This window comes from Streptomyces sp. R21 (assembly GCF_041051975.1).
Taxonomy (GTDB): Bacteria; Actinomycetota; Actinomycetes; order Streptomycetales; family Streptomycetaceae; genus Streptomyces.
On record NZ_CP163435.1, the window covers coordinates 2818010 to 2840801 of the forward strand.

General features: G+C 69.9%; 19 protein-coding genes. 4 read left to right on the forward strand and 15 right to left on the reverse strand.

The window, feature by feature from the left end:
- The first annotated feature begins 5 nt into the window (after positions 1-5).
- On the forward strand, positions 6-1700 hold the full coding sequence (locus tag AB5J56_RS12625; RefSeq protein WP_369232799.1) for an ATP-binding protein: 1695 nt from the start codon (positions 6-8) through the stop codon (positions 1698-1700).
- The gene (locus AB5J56_RS12630) at positions 1697-2377 is read left to right on the forward strand and encodes a response regulator (RefSeq protein WP_369232800.1); all 681 of its coding nucleotides are present in this window, start codon (positions 1697-1699) and stop codon (positions 2375-2377) included. The genes AB5J56_RS12625 and AB5J56_RS12630 overlap by 4 nt, the downstream gene beginning before the upstream one ends.
- Positions 2378-2493: 116 nt before the next feature.
- Here the strand turns inward: AB5J56_RS12630 and AB5J56_RS12635 are convergent, their stop codons facing one another.
- The 3 genes from AB5J56_RS12635 to AB5J56_RS12645 form a co-directional block, all read right to left on the reverse strand.
- Positions 2494-3555, reverse strand: a complete 1062-nt coding sequence (locus AB5J56_RS12635) for an ABC transporter substrate-binding protein (RefSeq protein ID WP_369232801.1) — start codon at positions 3553-3555, stop codon at positions 2494-2496.
- 107 nt (positions 3556-3662) lie between these two features.
- Entirely contained in the window at positions 3663-4544 is an 882-nt protein-coding gene (locus tag AB5J56_RS12640) for an ABC transporter permease (protein WP_369232802.1), read from the reverse strand.
- Complete coding sequence (locus AB5J56_RS12645) at positions 4534-5349, reverse strand: ABC transporter ATP-binding protein (RefSeq protein ID WP_369232803.1); 816 nt, start codon at positions 5347-5349, stop codon at positions 4534-4536. Before AB5J56_RS12645 ends, AB5J56_RS12640 begins: the two co-directional genes overlap by 11 nt.
- 161 nt (positions 5350-5510) lie before the next feature.
- On the opposite strand from AB5J56_RS12645, the gene AB5J56_RS12650 reads away from it, so the two are divergent.
- Positions 5511-6203, forward strand: a complete 693-nt coding sequence (locus tag AB5J56_RS12650) for a response regulator (protein WP_369232804.1) — start codon at positions 5511-5513, stop codon at positions 6201-6203.
- Between the two features lie 138 nt (positions 6204-6341).
- On the opposite strand, the gene AB5J56_RS12655 is transcribed toward AB5J56_RS12650, so the two are convergent.
- The 6 genes from AB5J56_RS12655 to AB5J56_RS12680 all read right to left on the reverse strand — a co-directional run bounded on the left by AB5J56_RS12655 (position 6342) and on the right by AB5J56_RS12680 (position 13211).
- Positions 6342-7934, reverse strand: a complete 1593-nt coding sequence (locus AB5J56_RS12655; RefSeq protein WP_369232805.1) for a cation acetate symporter — start codon at positions 7932-7934, stop codon at positions 6342-6344.
- On the reverse strand, positions 7931-8335 hold the full coding sequence (locus tag AB5J56_RS12660) for a DUF485 domain-containing protein (protein WP_369242514.1): 405 nt from the start codon (positions 8333-8335) through the stop codon (positions 7931-7933). Before AB5J56_RS12660 ends, AB5J56_RS12655 begins: the two co-directional genes overlap by 4 nt.
- Positions 8336-8523: 188 nt before the next feature.
- Positions 8524-9201 carry a response regulator gene (locus AB5J56_RS12665; RefSeq protein ID WP_369232806.1) on the reverse strand — a complete coding sequence of 226 codons (678 nt, stop codon included), beginning with the start codon at positions 9199-9201 and terminating at the stop codon, positions 8524-8526.
- Complete coding sequence (locus tag AB5J56_RS12670) at positions 9198-10349, reverse strand: sensor histidine kinase (RefSeq protein ID WP_369232807.1); 1152 nt, start codon at positions 10347-10349, stop codon at positions 9198-9200. The genes AB5J56_RS12665 and AB5J56_RS12670 overlap by 4 nt, the downstream gene beginning before the upstream one ends.
- Positions 10346-10870, reverse strand: coding sequence for a DUF1453 domain-containing protein (locus AB5J56_RS12675; RefSeq protein ID WP_369232808.1), 525 nt, complete (start codon positions 10868-10870; stop codon positions 10346-10348). The genes AB5J56_RS12670 and AB5J56_RS12675 overlap by 4 nt, the downstream gene beginning before the upstream one ends.
- A gap of 217 nt (positions 10871-11087) precedes the next feature.
- Positions 11088-13211 (reverse strand): type IIA DNA topoisomerase subunit B, encoded by a 2124-nt coding sequence (locus AB5J56_RS12680; RefSeq protein WP_369232809.1) that lies wholly within the window; start codon positions 13209-13211, stop codon positions 11088-11090.
- Positions 13212-13652: 441 nt separating this feature from the next.
- Between AB5J56_RS12680 and AB5J56_RS12685 the strand changes: the two genes are divergently transcribed.
- Positions 13653-13883 carry a hypothetical protein gene (locus AB5J56_RS12685; RefSeq protein WP_369232810.1) on the forward strand — a complete coding sequence of 77 codons (231 nt, stop codon included), beginning with the start codon at positions 13653-13655 and terminating at the stop codon, positions 13881-13883.
- Positions 13884-13991: 108 nt separating this feature from the next.
- On the opposite strand, the gene AB5J56_RS12690 is transcribed toward AB5J56_RS12685, so the two are convergent.
- The 6 genes from AB5J56_RS12690 to AB5J56_RS12715 form a co-directional block, all read right to left on the reverse strand.
- The gene (locus AB5J56_RS12690; protein ID WP_369232811.1) at positions 13992-14807 is read right to left on the reverse strand and encodes a trypsin-like serine protease; all 816 of its coding nucleotides are present in this window, start codon (positions 14805-14807) and stop codon (positions 13992-13994) included.
- A gap of 132 nt (positions 14808-14939) precedes the next feature.
- The gene (locus AB5J56_RS12695) at positions 14940-16484 is read right to left on the reverse strand and encodes an RNA polymerase sigma factor (protein WP_369232812.1); all 1545 of its coding nucleotides are present in this window, start codon (positions 16482-16484) and stop codon (positions 14940-14942) included.
- Between the two features lie 407 nt (positions 16485-16891).
- Positions 16892-17779, reverse strand: a complete 888-nt coding sequence (locus AB5J56_RS12700) for a FadR/GntR family transcriptional regulator (RefSeq protein ID WP_369232813.1) — start codon at positions 17777-17779, stop codon at positions 16892-16894.
- 162 nt (positions 17780-17941) lie between these two features.
- Entirely contained in the window at positions 17942-19702 is a 1761-nt protein-coding gene (locus AB5J56_RS12705) for an ATP-binding cassette domain-containing protein (RefSeq protein WP_369232814.1), read from the reverse strand.
- 56 nt (positions 19703-19758) lie between these two features.
- The gene (locus AB5J56_RS12710) at positions 19759-20517 is read right to left on the reverse strand and encodes an NUDIX domain-containing protein (RefSeq protein WP_369232815.1); all 759 of its coding nucleotides are present in this window, start codon (positions 20515-20517) and stop codon (positions 19759-19761) included.
- Between the two features lie 130 nt (positions 20518-20647).
- The gene (locus AB5J56_RS12715) at positions 20648-22564 is read right to left on the reverse strand and encodes a glycogen debranching N-terminal domain-containing protein (RefSeq protein WP_369242516.1); all 1917 of its coding nucleotides are present in this window, start codon (positions 22562-22564) and stop codon (positions 20648-20650) included.
- Between the last annotated feature and the right edge of the window lie 228 nt (positions 22565-22792).

A 22792-nucleotide genomic window follows, 5' to 3' on the forward strand; every position in this document is an offset into this window, starting at 1 on the left:
TGGGTATGAGCCCCACTCCCCCCGCACGACGACTGCGCCTCGGTCTGCCGCGGCGGGTGTTCTCGCAGGTGCTGCTGATGCAGGTGGCGATCGCCGCCGGAGTTGCGGTGCTCGCGACCGGGCTGTTCCTCGCGCCGCTCAGCAACCAGCTGGACGACCAGGCCATGCGCCGTGCGCTCGCGATCGCGCAGACCACCGCGGCCCAGCCGCAGATCGCCAAGGATCTGCAGACGACGCTGCCGTCGGCGAGGGGGCCCGTTCAGGCCGAGGCCGAGCGGATCCGCAAGGCCACCGATGCCGAGTACATCGTGGTGATGAACATGCACGGTGTGCGCTGGTCGCACACCGAGCCCACGGAGATCGGCGGGATCGTCTCGACCAGCCCCAAGGAGGCGCTGGCCGGCAAGGACGTCATGGAGATCGACACCGGCACCCTGGGCCGCTCGGCCCGCGGCAAGGTGCCGCTGCGCGACGCCGACGGCGACATCATCGGCGCGGTGTCGGTCGGCATCGAGTACAACAGCGTGCGCGCCCGGCTGCTGCACGCGATCCCCGGCCTCCTCGCGTACGCGGGCGCCGCCCTCGCGATCGGTGCGCTGGCCGCCTATTTCATCTCCCGCAGGGTGCAGCGGCAGACCCGGGACCTCGCCTTCTCGGACATCTCGGCCCTCCTCGCGGAGCGCGAGGCGATGCTGCACGGCATCCGGGAGGGCGTCGTCGCCCTGGACCGCGCGGGCCGCGTGCGCCTGCTCAACGACGAGGCGCAGCGGCTGCTCGGGCTCGGCGCCGAGGCCATCGGGCAGCCGCTCGACGACGTCCTCGGACCGGGTCGTACGACCGATGTGCTGGCCGGCCGCGTCACCGGCACCGATCTGCTCACGGTGCGCGGCCAGCGCGTCCTGGTCGCCAACCGCATGCCCACCGACGACGGCGGCGCCGTGGCGACCCTGCGCGACCGCACCGAGCTGGAGCAGCTCGGCCGCGAGCTGGACTCCACGCGCGGCCTGATCGACGCGCTGCGCGCCCAGGACCACGAACACGCCAACCGGATGCACACGCTTCTGGGGTTCCTCGAACTGGAGATGTACGACGACGCCATGGAGTTCGTCGACGAGGTGGTCGGAGACCACAGGGCCACGGCGGAGCAGGTCACGGAGAAGATCCACGATCCGCTGCTCGCCGCCCTGCTGGTCGGCAAGGCCACTGTCGCGGCCGAACGCGGCGTGGCGCTGTGGATCTCGGACAGGACCCTGCTGCCCGACCGGCTGATCGACCCCCGGGGCCTGGTCACCGTCGTCGGCAATCTGGTCGACAACGCGCTCGACGCCGTCGCGGGCACGCCCCACGCGCGCGTGGAGGTCGAGTTGCGCGCCGAGGGCCGTACCGCCGTGCTGCGGGTGCGCGACACCGGACCCGGAGTTCCCGCGGAACAGCAGGAGCTGATCTTCACGGACGGCTGGTCCACCAAGAAGCCGCCGGCGCACGGCAAGCGCGGCCTGGGGCTCCCTCTGGTCCGCCGGCTCGCCGAGCGACAGGGCGGCAGCGCGCGGGTGGCCGAAGCGGTCGGCGGAGGCGCGGAGTTCACCGTCGTACTGCCGGAGGCACTCACCGAGCCCGGACTCGCGCCCGCGACAGGTGTGCCGGAGCCGAGCAGTCCCATGGAGAGTGCCGGTACGGCCGTCAAGGAGGAGTCGCGATGATCGAGGTCCTGGTCGTGGACGACGACACCCGGGTCGCACGGGTCAACGCCGCCTACGTGGAGAAGGTGCCGGGCTTCCATGTCGCGGGCGAGGCGCACAGCGCGGCCGAGGCGCTGCGCCTGCTGGAGACGCTGCCCCAGCTGGATCTCGTTCTCATGGACCACTATCTGCCGGACGACACGGGACTCGCCGTCGTCCAGGAGATGCGGCGGCGCGGCCACCAGACCGACGTGATCATGGTGACCGCGGCCCGGGACATCTCGACGGTCCAGGCGGCGATGCGGCACGGCGCGCTGCAGTACCTGGTCAAGCCGTTCGCCTTCGCGGGCCTGCGCGCCAAGCTCGAGGCGTACGCGGATCTGCGCCGCACCCTCGACGGCGGCGGCGAGGCCGAGCAGGCCGAGGTGGACCGGATCTTCGGCGCCCTGTCCGCGAGCGCGGAGCCGGATCTGCCCAAGGGCCACTCCCCCACCACCGCGGAACTGGTGCGGCGCGCCCTGGTGGACGCCCAGGGCCCGCTGTCGGCCCAGGAGATCGCGGACCGGACGGGGCTGAGCCGGCAGACCGCCCAGCGCTATCTGAAGCTCCTGGAGCGCACCGGGCGGGCCAGGCTGACCCTCAAATACGGCGACGCGGGCCGCCCGGAGCATCGCTACGTCTGGGCGACCCGCGCCTGAGAGCACGGACGGAAGGGGAAGGCGACCGCGCCCCGACCGGCGTACGGCTGTCAGGGGAGTACAGCCGTACGCGGAATCGCGGTACCGGCCCGGCCTGCACCGGGAGGGCGCTCCGCTCAGCCGGTGGCGTTCTTCACGAACTCCGTGGTGTACGTCTTGCTCAGGTCGACGTCGGCGTTCTTGATGTTGGGGTTGAACGCCTTGAGGACCCTCTCCACGGTCTCGGGGCCGTCCTTGGGCATGACGCCGTCCTTGGTGAACATCGGCAGGGTGCTCTTGATCGCCCCGGCGTAGATCATCTTGTTGCCCTGGGAGTAGTCGGCGGGCATCTTGGCCGCTATCTCGTAGGCGCTGTGCGTGGACATCCACTTGAGGGTCTTCACCAGGGCGTTGGTCAGCTTCTGGACCGTCTCCTTGTGGCTGTTCACCCAGTCCGTCTGCATGTAGAGGCTGGAGGAGGGGTACGGCCCGCCGAGCGCCGCCTGCGAGCCCTCCGGCGTACGCATGTCGATGAGGACGTCACCGAGGCCCTTGTCCAGGACCGTGGCGACGGTCGGGTCCGTCGTCATGCCGCCGTCGATGGCGCCGTTCTGGAGGGCGGAGACGAACGTCGGCCCGGCACCCACGGCGACCGGCGTGAACTCGCTGATCTTCACCCCGTTCTTGACGGCGAGGTACTTGGTGAGGAAGTCGGTGGAGGAGCCGAGTCCCGTGATGCCGAGCTTCTTGCCCTTGAAGTCCTTGGGCGACTTGATGTCGTCCAGCCGCTTCTTGGAGACGACCTCCACCTCGCCGGGTGCCTGCGAGAACTGCACGACGGACTCCACGCTCTTGCCCTTGGTCTGCAGGTCGAGCGTGTGGTCGTAGAAACCGACGGCTCCTTGGACCTGGCCCGAGACGAGCGCGGTCTCGGCCTGCACACCGGCCGGCTCGCTGAGGAGTTGGACATTCAAACCCTCGTCGGTGAAGTAGCCGAGGCGCTGGGTGAGCATCGCCGGGAGGTAGATGACCTTGTCCAGGCCGCCGACCATGATCTTGACGCGCTCGCCCTTGCCACCGCCTCCGTTGCTTCCGGAGTCGGCCGTGGAGCTTGCGGCGTCGTTGGCACAGGCGGTGAGCGAGGAGAGGGCGAGCAGACCGGCGGCTGCCAGGGCGGAGTATCTGGCGGTCTTGCGCATGGTGGTTCACGTCCTTGTGAGAGGGCTGTGCGGGAGGAAACGGGCGCCTTGGAGAGGGCGTTCAGCGAAAAGAGGTCCCTGGGAAACAGGGGGTCCCTGGGAAGGGATCAGCGGTCCGAGTCGGACGTCTTCCAGCGGAAGATGCGGCGCTCGGCGAAGGTGAGCAGTCCCTCCGCGAGCAGGGCGACGACCGCGAGGATGACCATCGCGGCGTACACACCGGCCGCGTTGAAGGTGCCCTGCGACTGCGCGACGAGCAGGCCGATGCCCTTGGTCGCACCGATGTACTCGCCGACGATGGCGCCGATCAGCGCGAAGCCGAAGCTGACATGGAGGCTGGTGAAGATCCACGAGGTCGCGGACGGAATGACGACCTGGAGCGTCACCCGGCGATCGCTCGCCCCCAGGATCCGGGCGTTGGCCACGAGGTTGCGGTCGACTTCCCTGGCGCCCTGGAAGGCGTTGAAGAAGACCGGGAAGAACACCAGGACCACGGCCGACGCGACCTTGGAGGCGGGTCCCAGCCCGAACCAGATCATGAAGATCGGCGCGAGGACGATCCTGGGTATGGAGTTGAGCACCTTGATGTATGGACCAAGGACATCGGCGAGGAAGGCGATGCGCCCCAGGGCGATCCCGAAGACCACACCGGCCACGACTCCGATGACCCAGCCGAGCAGGGCCTCCTGGAGCGTGAACCAGATCTGCTCGCCGAGGGAACCGAGTGCTGTGCCGTGCATGACCCACTGGTGGATCTGGTCCCAGATCTTCGAGGGCATGGAGAAGTTGAACGGGTCGATGGTCTTCGTCCGCGCAAGGACTTCCCACAACCCGAGCACGGCGACCAGGAGCAGCGCGCGGACGGCCACGACCAGCACCTTGCGTCTACGCGCGGCGCGGGCCCGCGAGTGGGCGCGAACTCCCTGCTTGCCGACAGGCTCGGTGGCGGTCGGCGCCGCGACGGTCTTGGGCATGATGTCAGGCGACATTGGCCGCGCCCCTCTCACGAGTGATGCGGACCTCTTCGCCGAGGGACTCCCAGATCTCGCGGTAGATCTCGATGAACCGCGGCTCCAGGCGCACCGATTCGACCTTGCGCGGTCGCGGCAGATCGATGTCGAAGACGTGCTTCACGGTGGCGGGGCCCGCCGTCATCACGACGACCTTGTCGGCCAGCGCGATGGACTCCTCCAGGTCGTGGGTGACGAAGACGACCGAGGCGCCGGTGCCCTCCCACAGCTCAAGCAGCTCGTCCGACATCAGGGCCCTGGTCTGCACGTCGAGCGCCGAGAAAGGCTCGTCCATCAGCAGGATCTCGGGGTCGTTGACGAAGGTCGCGGCGAGGGCGACGCGCTTGCGCTGACCGCCGGAGAGCTGGTGCGGATAGCGGTCCTCGAAGGCGGAGAGCCCGACCCGGGCCAGCCACTCGCGCGCCTTCTGCTTGGCCTCGGCCTTGGGTACGCCGCGAAAGCGCGGGCCCGCCATGACGTTGGACAGGACCGTGCGCCAGGGGAAGGTGGCGTCCTGCTGGAAGACGAAACCGACCTTGTCGCCGACGCCCGCGACCGGCGTTCCGGCCACCAGTACCTCGCCCTCGGTGGGCTCTTCCAGGCCGCTGACCAGGGTCAGGGTGGTGGACTTGCCGCAGCCGGTGGGGCCGACGACGGCCACGAACTCGCCGCGGCCGACGGTCAGGTCCAGCTCCCTGACGGCCGTGTGCAAACCCCCCGACGGGGTCCTGAAGATCTTGCTGGCGCCCCGTAGCTCGATGGCGGGGCTGGTGTCTGTGCTCATGGCCCGGGACCGTAGATGTGGCGCGGGCCACAGCATCAGCCTTCTGGGCACATGCTGTTCTTTTGCTTGCAAGAGCCTGTTGTGCTCGTTTTGCTCGCGTTACAACTGCGGAGCCGAAACACGGGCTTAACGCTCGCCTGGCCTTGGGAGAAAGAGGCCCGATGATTGACGTCCTGGTCGTGGACGACGACTTCCGCGTTGCCGAGATCAACGCCAAGTACGTGGGAAAGGTTCCCGGTTTCCGGGTGGCCGCCCGCGCACACAGCGCCGCCCAGGCTCTGGCCGCCGTGGAGCGCGCGCCCATCGACCTGGTGCTGCTCGACCACTATCTGCCCGACCAGACCGGCCTCGAACTGGTGCACAGGATGCGGGAGCGCGGCCACGGCACCGACGTCATCATGATCACGGCAGCCAGCGACGTGGCGACCGTGCAGGCCGCGATGCGCCTGGGCGCCCTGCACTACCTGGTCAAACCGTTCACGTTCGCCGCCCTGCGCACCCGCCTCGACTCCTACGCCGCCCTGCGCCGCACCGTCGAGCGCGTGGGCGGCCGAGGAGTGGCGGGTCAGGAGCAGGTCGACCGGATCTTCGGCGCACTGCGCACCTCGCCCACACCCTCGTCCCCTGGGCTGCCGAGCGGCCATTCGGAACCGACCACGGACCTGATCTGCGCAGTGCTGCACCATGCGGACCATCCGCTGTCCGCCCACGAGGTGGCCACCGAGACAGGCCTCAGCCGCTCCACCGCCCAGCGCTATCTGCGCCACCTCGAACAGGCGGGACGCCTGCGCCTCTCCCTCCGGTACGGCGACACGGGGCGGCCGGAGCATCGGTATGCGTGGGTGGCGCCGTAGGGCCGTAGGGCCGTAGTCCGGCGGTTCCTGCGCGGGGACGGCGCGCGTCGTTGTTCGTACGCCCCCGTATGCATTCGTACGCCGACGGGGGCGCCGTACGCCGACAAGGACGCCCCGATGGGAGGCGCCGGGGCGTCCTCAGACCGCCCCGGCCCCGGTGAGCGACCGCACCTCGGTCTCGGCGTGCCTGGCCTCGTCAGGCGGCTCCGCCGAGGTGACCGTGCCGAGCCAGCCCGCCAGGAATCCGAGGGGGATCGAGACGAGGCCCGGGTTCTGCAGCGGGAAGTACTGGAAGTCCACGCCCGGGAAGAGCGAAGTGGGGCTTCCCGACACCACTGGCGACAGCACCACGAGCACCAGCGCGGGCACCAGGCCTCCGTAGACGGCCCACACCGCTCCGCGGGTCGTGAAGCTCCGCCAGAACAACGAGTACAGCAGCGCCGGCAGGTTCGCGGAGGCCGCGACCGCGAAGGCGAGGCCCACCAGAAAGGCCACGTTCAGGTCGCGGGCAAGCAGCCCGAGCGCGATGGCGACGACCCCGATCCCGACCGCGGCCATGCGCGCCACGGCGACCTCACTGCGCGGCTTCGCGTGCCGGCGTCGCAACGACGCGTACAGATCATGTGCCACGGAGGCCGAGGAGGCGAGCGTGATTCCGGCGACGACCGCGAGGATCGTGGCGAAGGCGATGGCCGCGACGAACGCGAACAGAACCGTTCCTCCCGTGGAATCCGCTCCGCCGCCCAGGTCGAGCGCCAGCAGCGGGACCGCGGTGTTCCCGGCGGCGTTCGACCTACGGACCGCCTCCGGGCCGACGATCGCGGCCGCGCCGAAACCCAGCACGATCGTCATCAGGTAGAAGCTGCCGATGAGCCCGATCGACCACACTGCCGAGCGGCGCGCGGCCCTCGCGGTCGGCACGGTGTAGAAGCGCGACAGGATGTGCGGCAGCCCGGCCGTGCCCAGCACCAGCGCGAGGCCCAGGCTGATGAAGTCGAAGCGTGCCGTCCAGTCGCCGCCGTACTTCAGTCCGGGCACGAGGAACGCGTCACCGTGCCCGCTGCGCTGCGCCGCCGCACGCAGCAGCTGGTCGAAGTCCCCGTGGAAGCGCAGGAGGACGAGCACGGTCAGGGCCATCGCGCCCGCCAGCAGCAGCACCGCCTTGACGATCTGAATCCACGTGGTGGCCCGCATTCCGCCCATCGACACGTAGATCACCATGAGCGCGCCGACGCCGATCACGGCCCAGGTCCGCGCGACCTCGCTCGTGCTTCCCACCAGCAGCGCGACCAGACTGCCGGCTCCCACCATCTGTGCCACCAGATAGAGAACGGACACCGTGACCGAGGACGTGCCCATCGCGATCCGCACCGGGCGCTCGCTCATCCGGGCCGCCACGACGTCCGCGATCGTGAACCGCCCGCAGTTGCGCACCAGTTCGGCCACCAGGAACAGCACCACGAGCCAGGCGACGAGGAAGCCCACCACGTACAGCAGTCCGTCGTAGCCGAAGAGGGCGATGAGACCCGTGACGCCGAGGAAGGACGCCGCCGACATGTAGTCACCGGCGATGGCAAAACCATTCTCCATCGGCGAGAACAGCCGCCCGCCGGCGTAGAACTCCTCCGCCGAACCATGCCTGTTGCGGCTCACCCACGTCGTGATCGCCAACGTCACCGCCACGAACGCGCTGAACAGCAGCAGCGCGAGGGTCTGATGGTTGCCGGTCACCGCTCGCCACCTCGGACGCTTCGCGTCAACTCCTGGGTGTCCCAGCGCAGATCGAGCGCGGCCCGGTCCCTGCGCAGCCGGGCGTGCCGCGCGTACGCCCAGGTGAACAGAAAGGTGGTGAGGAACTGCCCGAGCCCCGCGAGCATCGCCACGTTCACCGCACCGGCGACCGGCCGGGCCATGAGCGCGGGCGCCGTCGTCGCGGTCACCACATAACCGACGTACCAGGTGAAGAAGACGGCGACACCCGGGACCACGAACCTCCGGTACCGGCTGCGGACCTCCTGGAAGGCCGCACTGCGCTGCACTTCCAGATAGACGTCGGCCGCGCCGCCGGAACGGCCCTCGTGCTCCCGACGCGCGGGCGGCACCACGGGAGCGGGTGCGCCCGTACCGTCCATCTCACCCCAGCCGGAGGCGAGCGCGTCGTACCAGGGGTCGTCGAACCGAACCTCCCCGGTATCGCGACCGTCGTGCTTCTCCACCGAACTCTCCTTGTCCGCGACCCGTTTCGGCCGCGTGCCCAAGGATGGGCAGATCGGGAAGATCCCGGACTCTTCTCCCCGCGCTCTTCACCCCATCAGGTGACTCAGCCCGCCGGTGGCCGTACAAGACCCTTCCCGAAGGCGTAACGGACCGCCTGAGCACGATCCTTGAGCCCTGTCTTGGAGAAGAGGTTGTTGATGTGGGTCTTCACGGTCGCGGTGGAGACATGCAGCTTGCGGGCGATCTCCTGGTTGCTGAAGCCCTCGGCGATCAGCAGGAGCACCTCGGTCTCACGCGCGGTGAGCCCGTCCGGCGCCTCGACGGGCGCGACCGGCTCCGGCTCCGACAGCCGCTCCAGCAGCCGCCGTTGGACACTCGGCGAGAGTCCCGCGTCCCCGGACAGCACGCTCTCCACCGCCCGCACGATCTCGTCCCCGCCCGCGTCCTTGGTGAGATAGCCGCGGGCTCCCGCCCTGAGAGCGGGGAAGAGTGACTCATCGTCCGCGTACGTCGTGAGCACGACGACCTGCGTTCCCGGGTGCTCGGCCCGGATGCGCCTGGTCGCCTCGACACCGTCGCAGCGGGGCATGCGCAGATCCATCAGCACGACATCCGGGGCGAGTTCGGCGACCAGCTGCACGGCCTCGTCCCCGTCGCCGGCGGCGCCCACGACCTCGATCCCGGGCAGCAGCCCCAACAGCATCACGATGCCCTCGCGCACCACAGTCTGGTCGTCCGCCACGACGACCCGCGCCGGCTTCCTCTCCTCGGCCTCCGTCATACGGGCACCTTCAACGTCACCACGAACCCCTCCTCGTCCGGCCCGGCCTGCAACGAGCCGCCCAGCAACTCGGCACGCTCCCGCATGCCCAGCAGACCGTACCCGGCCCCGGAGCCGGTGAGTTCGCCCGGAGGCCCGCCCGAGTCCCGTACGTGCAAGGTCACTTCGTACGCGCCGTAGTCCAGCCGCACCTGGACCTTTGCGCCCGGCGCGTGCTTGCGGACGTTGGTCAGGGCCTCCTGCGCGACTCTGCGCACCGCCTGTGAGGCCTCGGCGGGCATCGGTTTCCGTTCACCCGTCACGGTGACCGCGGCTCCCTCGTCCGTGGCGACGAGCTCGCTCAGGAAGTCCTCCACCGGTGACATCTCACCCCGCAGCGCGGACAGCGCCTGCCGAGTCTCGGCAAGGCCTTCACGGGCCATCCCCCGCGCCGCAACAACCCGCTCGAGAATCCGATCCCGGTCCTCGCCCCGCTCGATGAGCAGCCGGGCCGCCTCCAGATGCACGAGCTGCGCCGAGAGGCTGTGCGCGAGCACGTCGTGGATCTCCCGTGCGATCCGTGCCCGCTCCGCGAGCGCAGCCGACTCCGCCTCGGCCGCTCGCGCCGCACGCTCCTGGGTAAGCAGCCGTTGGGCGGTGCCACGCGCCTCCGCGTCGAGGCGCAGCACATACCCGGCGAGCACCAGCCCCGCAGTCGTGGCCGCGGTCGTCAGCCAGACATCGTTGTTGACCGCCGCATACGCGCTCAGTGCCACGGACGTGGCCGGCAGCGCGGCCGCCATGGGCAGCCGCTCGATGGCGCTGACGGCACACCCGCACCACAGCACGAGGGCCGGAACCCGGAACCCCGCCGCCTCGGCCGCCGTCGCCATGGCAAGCAGCAGGGCGAGCAGCCCCAGGGAAGGCAGCAGCCGGTGCTGCAGCGTGGTCCGGAAGAAGGCCCAGGCCATGAGTCCGCAGAGGGCAATTCCTGGAAGCGCCGCCGCGGCGCCCCAACCATGCAGGTGGCCGTCCGTGAAAAGCGTCCCGAGCAGAATGCCGAGGGCGAAGAGACGGGTGCCCCAGGCAAGCACGCGCCGCATCCTGGGCACTCCGACTCGGGAGAGCGCCTCACGCGAAGGCCAGCGCGTCCACGCGTTCTCCGTCACACGCGCTCCTTCCAGGAGGGCTGGGGGACGCCGTCACCGTACGCCGCACGATGTCCGCCCGCCGGGAGCAGACTTCCCGACCGCCAGACCAGGGTTCCCGAGCGGACCAGCAGGGTGGCCGCGAACGCGAGCAGCAGGGCGGAGGAGTCCTGGTGCACACCGATCAGCACACCGACTCCGAACAGGGCCACGCGCAGGCCCACGCCGACGATCCAGACGACGACGCTGGCCTTGGTGCTCCTGGCCCACACGGAGCCGTCCTCCTCGGCCCACACCTGTGTGGTCCACGCCCAGCCCGCCCCCGTGGCCAGGCCTATGAGCAGCTCGGCGCCGAGCAGGAGAATCGCCTCGGTCCGATGGTCGAAGTCGATCAGCCCGGGCTCCCGCAGGGCCACGACGGCCATGACGACGGGTACCAGCCACCAACGCCTGCTCGGGTCGATCCTGCTCGTGCGGAACTGGCGCACGAGCACCAGCGCGACAACGGCGAAGATCACCAAGGCATGGACGAGCCCGAACATCACGGCCTCCGTGAGCGGAAGAGCGGGTGCCGACAGCGGCTGCTGCCAACGCCTTCGACGCTACGGAAATTCGCAGGTCAGCGAATCGGAGCCAGGGTGGACCGTGGGTGGATCCCCGCATCCCGGGTGTCTCCACCCGCGGGTGGAGACACGGCCGGGGCAGGGCGCCGCTGCACCCCCACGCATCCCAGACACCCCGCCCAGGCCGACGCGACGCCTACGCGTCGATGCGGGACCGGTCCAAGGTCGCCGCCGAACTCGAGATGAACTCCTTGCGAGGTGCGACGTCGTTGCCCATCAGCAGGTCGAACACCTGCTCGGACGCCTCCAGGTCGGAGATGTTGATCCGCCGCAGCGTACGGTGACGCGGGTCCATCGTCGTCTCGGCCAGCTGGTCCGCGTCCATCTCGCCCAGACCCTTGTAGCGCTGGATCGAGTCCTTGTAGCGCACGTTCTTGCGCTGCAACTCGAGCAGCGTCTCCCGCAGCTCCCGGTCCGAGTACGTGTAGATGTACTTGTCCTGCCCCTTCTTGGGCTGGCTCAGCTCGATCCGGTGCAGCGGCGGAACCGCGGCGAACACCCGCCCCGCCTCCACCATCGGTCGCATATAGCGCTGGAACAGCGTCAGCAGCAGGATCCGGATGTGCGCGCCGTCGACATCGGCGTCGACGAGAAGAATGATCTTCCCGTAGCGGGCCGCATCGATGTCGAAGGTCCGCCCGGAGCCGGCTCCTATGACCTGGATGATCGCGCCGCACTCGGCGTTCTTGAGCATGTCCGTCACGGACGCCTTCTGAACGTTGAGGATCTTTCCGCGAATCGGCAGCAGCGCCTGGAACTCGGAGTTCCGGGCAAGCTTGGCGGTGCCGAGCGCGGAGTCGCCCTCCACGATGAACAGCTCGCTGCGCTCCACGTCGTCGCTGCGGCAGTCCGCGAGCTTGGCGGGCAGCGAGGAGGACTCCAGAGCCGTCTTCCGGCGCTGGGCATCCTTGTGCTGGCGGGCCGCGATGCGCGTACGGGCGGCCGCGACAGCCTTCTCCATGACGACCCGGGCCTGGGCGGCCGCGTCCCGCTTCGTGGAGGTCAGGAACGCCTTGAGCTCCTTGGAGACCACGTTCGTGACGATACGGCGGGCCGCCGAGGTGCCGAGCACCTCCTTGGTCTGCCCCTCGAACTGCGGCTCGGCGAGGCGCACCGTGACCACGGCCGTCAGGCCCTCCAGGGCATCGTCCTTGACGATGTCGTCCTCGGCGACACGCAGCAGCTTCTTGGCACGAAGCACCTCGTTGACCGTCTTGACGACAGCCTGCTCGAAGCCCGCGACATGGGTGCCGCCCTTGGGGGTGGCGATGATGTTCACGAACGACTTCAGGGTCGTGTCGTAGCCGGTGCCCCAGCGCAGCGCCACGTCGACGCCCAGCTCGCGCGTGACCTCGGTCGGCGTCATCTGGCCGTGGTCGTCCAGGACCGGGACGGTCTCCTTGAAGATGCCCTGCCCGGAGAAGCGGAGGATGTCGCAGACGGGCTTGTCGGAGGCCAGGTACTCGCAGAACTCGCTGATACCGCCGTCGAAACGGAAGGACTCCTCGCCCTTGCTGCCACCCTCGCCGAGCCCGTACTCGTCCCGCACCACGATGGTCAGACCCGGCACCAGGAACGCCGTCTGGCGGGCGCGCTGATGCAGGTGCTCCAGGGAGAGCTTGGCGTCCTTCAGGAAGATCTGACGGTCGGCCCAGTAGCGCACGCGCGTGCCGGTGCGGGTCTTCGGGATCCGCTTGATCTTGCGCAGGCCGCTCGCGGCGTCGAAGGCCGCATCGGGACCGGCCGCCTTGAACTCTCCGGGAGTGCCGCGCCGGAAGCTGACAGCATGAGTGTTCCCCGCGCGGTCGACCTCGATGTCCAGGCGGGCGGAGAGCGCGTTCACCACGGAGGCGCCCACGCCGTGCAGACCGCCGGAGGCCGCGTACGAACCGCCGCCGAACTTGCCGCCGGCGTGCAGCTTGGTCATCACGACCTCGACACCGGAGAGGCCGGTCTTGGGCTCGACGTCGACCGGGATGCCGCGGCCGTTGTCCCGCACCTCCACCGAGGCGTCATCGTGCAGGATGACCTCGATGTGGTCGCAGTACCCCCCCAGCGCCTCGTCGACGGAGTTGTCGATGATCTCCCAGAGGCAGTGCATCAGGCCACGACTGTCGGTCGAGCCGATGTACATGCCCGGGCGCTTGCGTACGGCCTCGAGCCCCTCAAGGACGAGCAGGTGCCGCGCGGTGTAGTTGGAACCGTCCCGGTCTGCTCCTGCCAGCAGCGCTGTGGACGGCACGGACGTCTCGGCGGTCACGCGGTTCGCTCCTCGCTGAATTTCAGGTGAGGCCCTTTTGGGTAAGGGCCCGGCTTCGGTTGCCGCTCAGAGGGTACCGAGGCCTGGTAGAGCCGTTGTAACGCCACCCTCGTCTGAACTCAGACTAGTCCAGGGTCGCATGGGTGTTCGATCCCTCGATGGAGTGAAGTACATATCACGTTCCCTTCCAGGCATGAACCATTTAGGCTCCGGGCACGTCCTCATGAACAACCGGCAACCCAGCCGGGAGGACCGGCCCTGACAGACAGCGCGAACCCGTACAGACACAAAGACACGCAATACGGCACATTCGCCGCCAACCGGCAGCTGACAGCCGGCTCGGAAAGAAATTTTCGAGGAAAAGCCGCGAGCGGGAACGTTTTCGGCCTGGTTGGATGTTGACCCTGGTACGACAGCTCGTCGAGCTAGAGAAGAGGCGACGTGACTACTGTTCTGACCCCCGCGAGCCCGCTGACGGCCGCTGACCGCTGCGACCGTTGCGGCGCCCAGGCATATCTGCGCGTCGTCCTCCTGAGCGGCGGAGAACTGCTCTTCTGCGCCCACCACGGTCGCAAGTTCGAGCCGGAACTCAAGAAGATCGCCGCTGAGATACAGGACGAGACGGAGCGACTGACAACCGTTCCCGAGAGCGTCAACGACGAAGAACGCTGACACTTCGCATCAACGACGAGCGAGTGCCGGCACAGGCCGGTGCGCGGGCGGCCACCCCCTCGACACAGGGGGTGGCCGCCCGCTCTCGTACCGTGTTCGAGTTCGCTCTCAGCGGCTCCTCCTCAGCGTCCGGACGACCTCCGACACCCGCGTGTAGACGCCGGGGTTTCCGGCCAGCCCACAGCCGCTCCCCCAGGAGACGAGACCGATGAGCCGCCCCTGGGCGACCAGCGGTCCGCCACTGTCTCCCTGACAGGCGTCCCTACCGCCCTCGATCTCGCCGGCGCACAGCATGGAAGCGGACTCGTACCTCCCGTCCGCACTGCCGGGATACGCCTGGCGGCAGACGTCGTCGGGCAGCACCTTCACACGGGCGGCCCGCAGACCTCGCGCATAGGCGCCGCTCCCCGTCGTATCGCCCCAGCCGTAGACCATGGCGGCCGTGCCCGGCTCGTACGCGGGGTCCCCGGACGGCGCCATACGGATGACAGAGCCCCCCGGAAGCGGGGAGGCGAGGGTGAGCACCGCGAAGTCCCCGGCGTTCGTGTAGCGGTCGTACACGGGGTTGACCCAGATGTCCCGCACGGGGATCTCGGCGCCCTCTCCGGAGAGCAGATCGCCGCGGCCCGTGATGACCCTCAGGTCCCGGGCCTGCCGCGGCGGCGCCCCCAGGACGTCCTCGCCCACACAGTGGGCCGCGGTCAGCACGGTCGCCCGGTCGATCGCCACGCCACCGCAGAACTGCCCCGCGCGCGTACCCCCGAACCGGTCACGGCTGGACAGCGCCACCGTCCACGGGCTCCTGGAGATCTCGACCGGATGGCCGCCGATGATGATGTCGGCCGCCGCGCGGCCGGGGGACACCAGCGGTATCGCTGCCGCCGCGGCCACAAGGGCCAGCGCTGAGGCGAAAGGACGGCGCATGCGCGCTCCTCACTCTGGGATGGTCATGGAACACCCAGAGTGATCCAGCGTGCGTGGGCCCGCACGCCGCACATACGCCGAGGGCCCGGCTCCCCTGTAGGAGCCGGGCCCTCGGTGACGTGAGGCCGAGACCTAGTCGAGGTAGTCGCGCAGCACCTGCGAACGCGACGGGTGACGCAGCTTCGACATCGTCTTGGACTCGATCTGACGGATGCGCTCGCGCGTGACGCCGTAGACCTTGCCGATCTCGTCGAGGGTCTTCGGCTGACCGTCGGTGAGACCGAAGCGCATCGAGACGACGCCCGCCTCGCGCTCGGACAGGGTGTCCAGCACCGAGTGCAGCTGCTCCTGGAGGAGCGTGAAGCTGACCGCGTCGGCCGGGACGACAGCCTCGGAGTCCTCGATGAGGTCACCGAACTCGCTGTCGCCGTCCTCACCCAGGGGGGTGTGCAGCGAGATGGGCTCGCGGCCGTACTTCTGGACCTCGATGACCTTCTCCGGGGTCATGTCGAGTTCCTTGGCCAGCTCCTCCGGGGTGGGCTCGCGGCCCAGGTCCTGGAGCATCTGGCGCTGCACGCGCGCGAGCTTGTTGATGACCTCGACCATGTGCACCGGGATACGGATGGTGCGGGCCTGGTCGGCCATCGCTCGGGTGATCGCCTGACGGATCCACCAGGTGGCGTACGTGGAGAACTTGTAGCCCTTGGTGTAGTCGAACTTCTCGACCGCGCGGATCAGACCGAGGTTGCCCTCCTGGATGAGGTCCAGGAAGAGCATGCCGCGGCCGGTGTAACGCTTGGCCAGGGAGACCACCAGACGGAGGTTGGCCTCCAGAAGGTGGTTCTTGGCGCGGCGGCCGTCCTCGGCGATGATCTCCAGCTCGCGCTTGAGCTTGGGGGCGAGCTTGTCGGCGTTGGCCAGCTTGTCCTCGGCGAACAGACCGGCCTCGATGCGCTTGGCGAGCTCGACCTCCTGCTCGGCGTTGAGCAGCGGGACCTTGCCGATCTGCTTGAGGTAGTCCTTGACCGGGTCGGCGGTGGCACCGGCCACGGCGACCTGCTGGGCCGGCGCGTCGTCCTCGTCGTCGTCGGAGAGAACGAAGCCCTTGTTCTCGGCCCCCTCCTCTTCCTCTTCGCCGGGCTTGCCCGCGGCCACGCCTTCTTCGGAAGCCTCGTCATCGACGAGCTCGGCGTCGTCCTTCTTGGAGGTGGTCTTCTTGGCCGCCGTCTTCTTGGCGACCGTCTTCTTCGCGACTGCCTTCTTGGCGGTCGTCTTCTTGGCAGCGGCCTTCGGCGCGGACGCGTCCTCGGTGGAATCGTCGGAAGCGGGCACGACGGGGGCGGCGGTGGCGGCGGTGGCCTTCTTGGCAGTCACCGTCTTGGCGGCGACCGTCTTGGTGGCGGTGCGCTTGGCCGGACTCTTCGCTGCGACGCTCTTTCGGGTGCGCTTGGGCTCCGCGGCACTGACCATCAGCGTCACACCCTCTTCCTCGAGGATCTGGTTGAGGCTGCGCAGTACGTTCTTCCACTGAGTGGCCGGAATCTGGTCAGCTTCGAAGGCCCGACGCACGTCATCGCCGGCGATCTGCCCCTCAGCCTTTCCCCGCTCAATGAGCGCCATGACAGAGACGGACTCGGCGATCTCCGGCGGGAGCGTACGGGATGTGCTGGCCGACACGAACAACCTCTCGGAACGTTGGAAAACGGCTTCCGGCCCCGTCCAGGATGGACAGGAGCCGACGACCGCCGACTTGGGGATTGGTCGACGGCGCGGGCGGGGGCCGGGAAGATGCACAGCGCCATGAACGGCGTCCGTATTCCCTCCGCGGCTGTCACCTCTTAAGTCATCGCGCTGTTCCGAGGAGCGTTACGCCCAATCTGCGTGGCCCGAGTCACACCCCGTAAGCGCTCAAAAGCGTACAGATGTGGTCAGAGAAGGTCACCTGGTGGGTTCACCCCCCATCGCGCCGCCGGACCTCGCCGGATCCCAGGAGGGTCCGGCGGGGTCCGACAGGAGATGGTTCGCCGGCCGAGCGATGCCACGAGAGGACATACGCCCCCGACCGCGCCGCCCTCGGTACGCGGTCAGTGCTCGCGCGGCGCGGGCACCACGCGCTCCACCTCGGGGTGGACGGTGAGAAGTTGGCGCATGGCCGCCTCGGCCGCCGCGCCGTCGGCCGCCGCGAGCGCGTCGGCGATCCGGCCGTGATGCGCAAGAGAGACCTCGGTCGGCCGGTCACACCCGGTGACGGGGCCTCCGGAGACCTGGAGGGCAGCCGACACGATCCCGGAGAGGTGCTCCAGCATGCGGTTGCTCGCGAGCTGGATGAGCAGCGAGTGGAACTCCGCATCGGCTCGCGAGAACGTCAGCGCGTCACCCTGCGCCATGGCGTGGCCCATGATCTCGACCATGTCGCCGAGGCGCTGCTGGACGTCCTCGCGTCCGTGCCCGGCGGCGAGGCGGGCGGCGAGCGGCTCGATCGTCCAGCGCAGCTCGCTCAGCTCGCGCCGCTGGTCGTCGCGCTGCGGCCCGAAGGCCCGCCACTCGATGATGTCCGGGTCGAGGAGGTTCCAGTCGCTGACGGGGCGCACGCGCGTGCCGACGTTGGGACGGGCGCTGACCAGGCCCTTGGCCTCCAGGACCCGGAGCGACTCACGGACGACGGTGCGGGAGACCTCGAACCGCTGACCGATCTCCTCGGGCACGAGCGGGCGGTCCGCGCCCAGGTCGCCGGAGACAATCATCTGGCCCAGCTGCTGGACGAGTTGGCCGTGCAGCCCGCGTCCGCGGCTGCCCGCGGTGCGCCGGCCCATACGGCCCAGCTCTGGGTCCGCGCTCTCCCACACGGGGGCGCCGACGCGGTCGGCACCAGGGGCCTCTGCATAGGGGTAGCGGTCGAGTTCGCCCGGGCCGGCCAGGCCGGAGTCTGCGGAGCGGGCGGCGGTCATCATGGTGTGCGCAAGGGTACTCACGGATCCTTTGTCGGCGTCGCCCTCAACTCCCTTGAGGTCTTTGGTGAAAAGCACACGAAAGGGTGATCGCTCACACCGTCGCAATTGACGCCTTATCGGAAAGAAATGGGCGTTCTCCGGGGAGTTGTGAGCACGACAGGAACGGAAGGGCGCGGACGGTCGTCATCGGACCCTGCTCCGCAGGGTCATGAGCAGATATGCGCAGAGCAGGGCGGTCAGCGACAACATCAGCGCGCCGCCCACGGGTTGGGCGATCACCCGCACCCCGGCCGCCAGATAGCGCTCCCCGCCGAATGGCCACTGCATCAGCACGAGCTCGCGCAGCCGCTCCGAAAACCCGGCGGCCGTCCGCACGGACGGTCCCTCCAAGGTCTTTTGTACGAGCGGTACGACGAGGATCGGCACGGCGAGCACCGCGGCCAGCCCGGCGGTCGTGGACCGGAAGATGCCCGCGGCCAGTACGCCCGCCCAGGCACAGCCCACCATGAGGCCGATCCAACCGGCACTCAGGGAGAGCCAGTCCGCGGGAACTCCGGTGAGCTCCCGTCCGTAGACGAGATAGAGCATTTCGAGGTCGCAGCCCACGGTGAGGACTGCCAGCACCAGCGCGGTGACTCCGGAGACGAGAAGTTTGGCGGCGAGCAGTCCCAGGCGGCGGGGCACGGTGCCGCGGTCCGCGGCCAGGGCGGGGTGGCGGAACTCCTCGCCGAAGGCGATCGCCCCGAGCAGCCCCGCGCCGAGCGCGGCGGGCGGCAGCGGGAAATCCTGCGGCCACGCCGCCAGGAGGTACGGCTGGGGCGTGTGCCCGATTCTGGCGAGGAGTACGGACAGGAGTGCGGAGGTGACGAGCACGGCGGCCACGACCAGGTAGCCGGTGCCGACCCCGGCGGCGCGACGCAGTTCGTAGCGCAGCGGTCGCAGTGGGCTGGGAGCCTGCCGTACGGCGATGGGGGGCGGGAGCGGCGGCAGCGCGTCGTCTGTCGGCTTCCGGGCCGGGCCGGGCGCGCCTGCTTCGGGTGCTCCGCTCCCGGTCGGCTGCACGGCGGCCGACCCCATGTCGCCGATCTCGTCGGCTAGTTGGTGTACGAGGATGCTGTGCCGGAAGGCCGTCTCGCCGACGTCGGCGCACGTGCTGCCGTACACCGAGAGGCGGTTGCCGTCCTCTCGTACGACCTCCACCGAGCGCTGTGCGGCCCGGGCTTCCTTGGTGAGCAGAGCGCCGAGACGGGCGGCGTGCGGGCTGCGGACAGCGACCCTGGGGCGCAGTCGTGTGCGGGCGAAGTCGGCGGCCTCCTGGTCGGCGGCGAGCCTGCCCTCCTCCAGCGCGACGATCCGGTCGGCGGATCGTGCGGCCTCCTTGGCGTCGTCCGTGGTGAACAGCACGGTGCCGCCCTGGGTGGCATGCGCGCGCAGGATCCCGTGCAGCCAGCGGCCTTCACGTGTGGAGAGCCCGTCTGCGGGGTCGTCGAGCACGAGGGTGTGCGGGTCCGACAGCAGTGCGCAGGCCAGGCCGAGGCGGCGGTCCATCCCGCGCGAGAGGGTGCCCAGTCGTTCGTCCCGCAGGCTGACCAGACCCACCACTTCGAGGACTTCGTCCGCGCGCCGCACGGGTACTCCCGCGGCGGCGCACAGCATGCGGAGTTGGCCCCGGACGGTGCGTGCCGGATGCCCGGGAACCTCACCCAGCAGCACGCCGATCTCGCGCGACGGATGGGCGATCCGGTGCAGCGGGCGACCTCTGAAGTAGGTGATTCCGCGGCCCTGTTGGAGTTCGAGCATGAGCTTCAGCGCTGTCGTCTTGCCGGCGCCCGTGGCCCCGAGGAGCGCGGTGACACGACCCGCGTGTGCCTCGAAGGACACATCGTCCACGGCGGGCGGAAGCTCCTTGCGGGGGTTGCTGGTCAGTCCGATGGCCTGGATCACCCGAAGCAAGATAGCGCGACATTTCCGGTTTTCCGGGCACCTTGGAACTCGTCTCGTCAGACCTCGGGGCGCAGCATCGGCGGATTGAGCAGCGTGGCGCCACCCGCACGGAAGAGCTGGGCGGGGCGGCCGCCCTGGCGTGTAGTGGTACCGCCCGTGGGCACGAGGAAGCCCGGCGTGCCCGTCACCTTGCGGTGGAAGTTGCGCGGGTCGAGCGCGACGGCCCACACCGCCTCGTACACACGGCGCAGCTCGCCGACGGTGAACTCGGTCGGGCAGAAGGCGGTGGCCAGGGACGAGTACTCGATCTTGGACCGGGCGCGCTCCACGCCGTCCGAGAGGATCTGCGCATGGTCGAAGGCGAGCGGTGCCGCCTGCTCGCCGTCGCGGCCGTACCCGCCCTGCTGGAGCAGTTCCTCGACGGGCGCCCAGCGCGCGCTGTTGGCGTCGCCTCCCGCTCTGGGTGCGGGCAGATCGGGGGCCAGCGCAAGATGGGCGACGCTGACCACCCGCATCCGGGGATCGCGCTTGGGGTCGCCGTAGGTCGCGAGCTGCTCCAGGTGCGCGCCGTTGTCCTGGGCGGGGGCGGCCGGGTCGTGGGCGCGCAGCCCGGTCTCCTCGACCAGCTCCCGCGCCGCCGCCTGCCCCAGGTCCTCGTCCGTCCGTACGAAGCCGCCGGGGAGCGCCCACCGCCCCTGGAACGGCTGCTCGCCCCTCCGTACCGCCAACGCGCACAGGGCGTGGCGGCGCACGGTCAGCACGACCAGATCCACGGTGACAGCGAAGGGCGGAAAGGCTGACGGGTCGTAGGGCATGCGGCGATCATAGTCGTCTGCCTGACGATAAACACTCCCTTCGTCGGCCGCATCCACGGCTGATCCTTTTCCGTCCGCTACGAACATCACCGCTGCCGTCGATGACCGTTCCGGGCCACATCCTGCAAGGTCACGCTCCCAGTCGCAGTCCGTCGGTCGCCTCCTCGACCATGGCGAGACCGAGCCTGCTGACCCGTACGGAGAAGGGGGCACCGGCGATCCGCAGCCCCGTCAGTCCGATCGCGCCCAGCGGCGCACTGCGTACCGGGCGCAAGGTCACCGTCCCGGCCGGAGCGTCGGGGCGGATCCCCGCGAGCGTGGCAAGGAGCAGCACTCCCGCGGCCGCGGCGGTGGCCGCGGGCCGACAGGCGGCGGGATGGGGCAGGGGAGCGCTCCCTTCGGTGCGCTGCTCACCCGCGTACATCTCCGGGAGCCGGTACCCAAAGGTCTCGGCCGCCGCCAGTACGCCCTCCAGCAGCGAGCCCGCCTCCTTCTCAAAGCCCGCCGCGGCCAGCCCCGCGACAGCGACCGCGGTCTCCTGCACCCGCACGGCACCGGAGCGATGACCGAACGGGTTGTACGCCACCTCCTTCGCCCCCAGGCTGCGCAGCCCCCAGCCCGAGTCCATGGCCGGGCTGCCGAGCAGCCGCGCCAGCTGCTCCGTCCGCACTCTGTCGAGCAGACCGGGGGCCGCCTCGCCGGAACCGAGCAGACCGGTGTCGAGGAGATGGGCGGCGGCCGCTCCGAGGGGGGACACTAAGCGTCCGTCCGGGGCTCGGGCGGCAGCAGGTCTGCCGCCTCCCCGGTCCTCGACCCAGAAATCCTCATGGAACGCCGTCCGCAGCTCCTCGGCCCACTGCCGCAGCCCCGAAGACCCCGGCCGCCCGTGCACATCGAGCAGATCTGCGCCCAGCAGCGCTGCCCGGTGGGCGTGCGCCTGTGTCTCACAGCGCAGCGGTCCGCCGGGATGCGGGTCGGGCAGATAGGTGCCGTTCCCGACAGCGGCCCGGAGCCAGCGCAGGCACCGCTCAGCGGTGGGCAGCAGTTCCTGGACCTCCTGTTCCGCGAGCCCCCAGCGCCGGGCCTCAGCGAGAAGCACCGGGAAGAGCAGCGTCGCCTCGGTGCCCGTGCAGCCGGGTGGCAGGTGCGGGCCGGCGTCCCGTCGCGGTCCGGGGATCAGCCCCGACTGCGGCCCTGGGCCCATGAGTTGGGTGCGGGCCAGGGTCCGCAGCGTGCCCGCGGCCAGCCGGGTGCCCAGCGGCAGCGTCATCCGCGCCGCGACGAGCGCCTCGGCCGGGGCGAGGCCGCAGCGCCACGGCGCCCCTGCCGCGAGGTGCATGTCGGCCGGGTTCCCGGGATCGCGCAGCAACAGGACCTGTAGGTCCTCGACGCACGTCCGCAGAAGGGCCTGGACCCTGGGGTCGTCGCCCACGGCGCGAGCGGATGCCAGCGGACTGGTCACCTCCCGTCCCACCACTCTGATGGGTCCCGCGCCGTCCGGCCGCACGCGCAGCTCCACACTTCTGCTACCACCCGGCGGCAGTTCCAGCTCCCATCGCAACAGCCCCGCGGAGGCCAGGGCATCAGTGGGCGGTGGGTCGGCGGTGACGGCCACATGCCCGGCGGCACCGGACCACCGCAGGCCCGAGTCGTGGACGCTCGCGGGCAGTTCAGGCCCGGCGCGACCCGAGGCGACCGAGCCCAGTTCCGCGAGGTCCGTGCCCAAGGCCACCTCGACGGGCACCCGCAGGGTGCGGACGGCGGCGCTCCGCAAGGTGATCCGTTCTGTGCCGTCCGCGTGGCGCATCCGTTCGACAACGACATCCGGGTCCGGCCCACCGTCGGCGGATGCGCGCAGCGTTCCCACGAAGCGGGCTCGGTCGGCGCCGACCATCCGGGCCCCCACGGCGAGCGGCTCCCGGCCGGCCACCCGCACCTGGAGGCGGGAGAGCACCCGTCGTCCGGCGCGATAGAACCCCTCCAGCCCCTGGCCGGTCAGCTGCCCCTGCTCCGTGGAGATCACCAGCCCCGGCAGGGCGACACAGATCAACGCGGTGTGGGCGGGTGGCAGGTCACCGGACCGGCGTGGCGCGGGAAGCGCCCCTGGCGGAGCTGCGGGACCACCCGACCCGGCAGAGGTTCTCGCAGTCCCCGCCACTGCTGTACGCGGGGCCGACGGGCCGCTCCGAGGTGCGAAGGGCTGCCCGGTCAGGCGAGGGAGAGGACGGTCGCCGTCGTCGGCGGAGGGCGGGATCGGCAGGGGCATGGGACGGTT

Coding starts and splice junctions, on each gene's coding strand:
- AB5J56_RS12710 (WP_369232815.1), bottom strand. CDS start 20,517: ATGCCCTACGACCCGTCAGCCTTTCCGCCCTTCGCTGTCACCGTGGAT.
- AB5J56_RS12640 (WP_369232802.1), bottom strand. CDS start 4,544: ATGTCGCCTGACATCATGCCCAAGACCGTCGCGGCGCCGACCGCCACC.
- AB5J56_RS12630 (WP_369232800.1), top strand. CDS start 1,697: ATGATCGAGGTCCTGGTCGTGGACGACGACACCCGGGTCGCACGGGTC.
- AB5J56_RS12660 (WP_369242514.1), bottom strand. CDS start 8,335: ATGGACGGTACGGGCGCACCCGCTCCCGTGGTGCCGCCCGCGCGTCGG.
- AB5J56_RS12625 (WP_369232799.1), top strand. CDS start 6: ATGAGCCCCACTCCCCCCGCACGACGACTGCGCCTCGGTCTGCCGCGG.
- AB5J56_RS12665 (WP_369232806.1), bottom strand. CDS start 9,201: ATGACGGAGGCCGAGGAGAGGAAGCCGGCGCGGGTCGTCGTGGCGGAC.
- AB5J56_RS12635 (WP_369232801.1), bottom strand. CDS start 3,555: ATGCGCAAGACCGCCAGATACTCCGCCCTGGCAGCCGCCGGTCTGCTC.
- AB5J56_RS12650 (WP_369232804.1), top strand. CDS start 5,511: ATGATTGACGTCCTGGTCGTGGACGACGACTTCCGCGTTGCCGAGATC.
- AB5J56_RS12690 (WP_369232811.1), bottom strand. CDS start 14,807: ATGCGCCGTCCTTTCGCCTCAGCGCTGGCCCTTGTGGCCGCGGCGGCA.
- AB5J56_RS12675 (WP_369232808.1), bottom strand. CDS start 10,870: ATGTTCGGGCTCGTCCATGCCTTGGTGATCTTCGCCGTTGTCGCGCTG.
- AB5J56_RS12645 (WP_369232803.1), bottom strand. CDS start 5,349: ATGAGCACAGACACCAGCCCCGCCATCGAGCTACGGGGCGCCAGCAAG.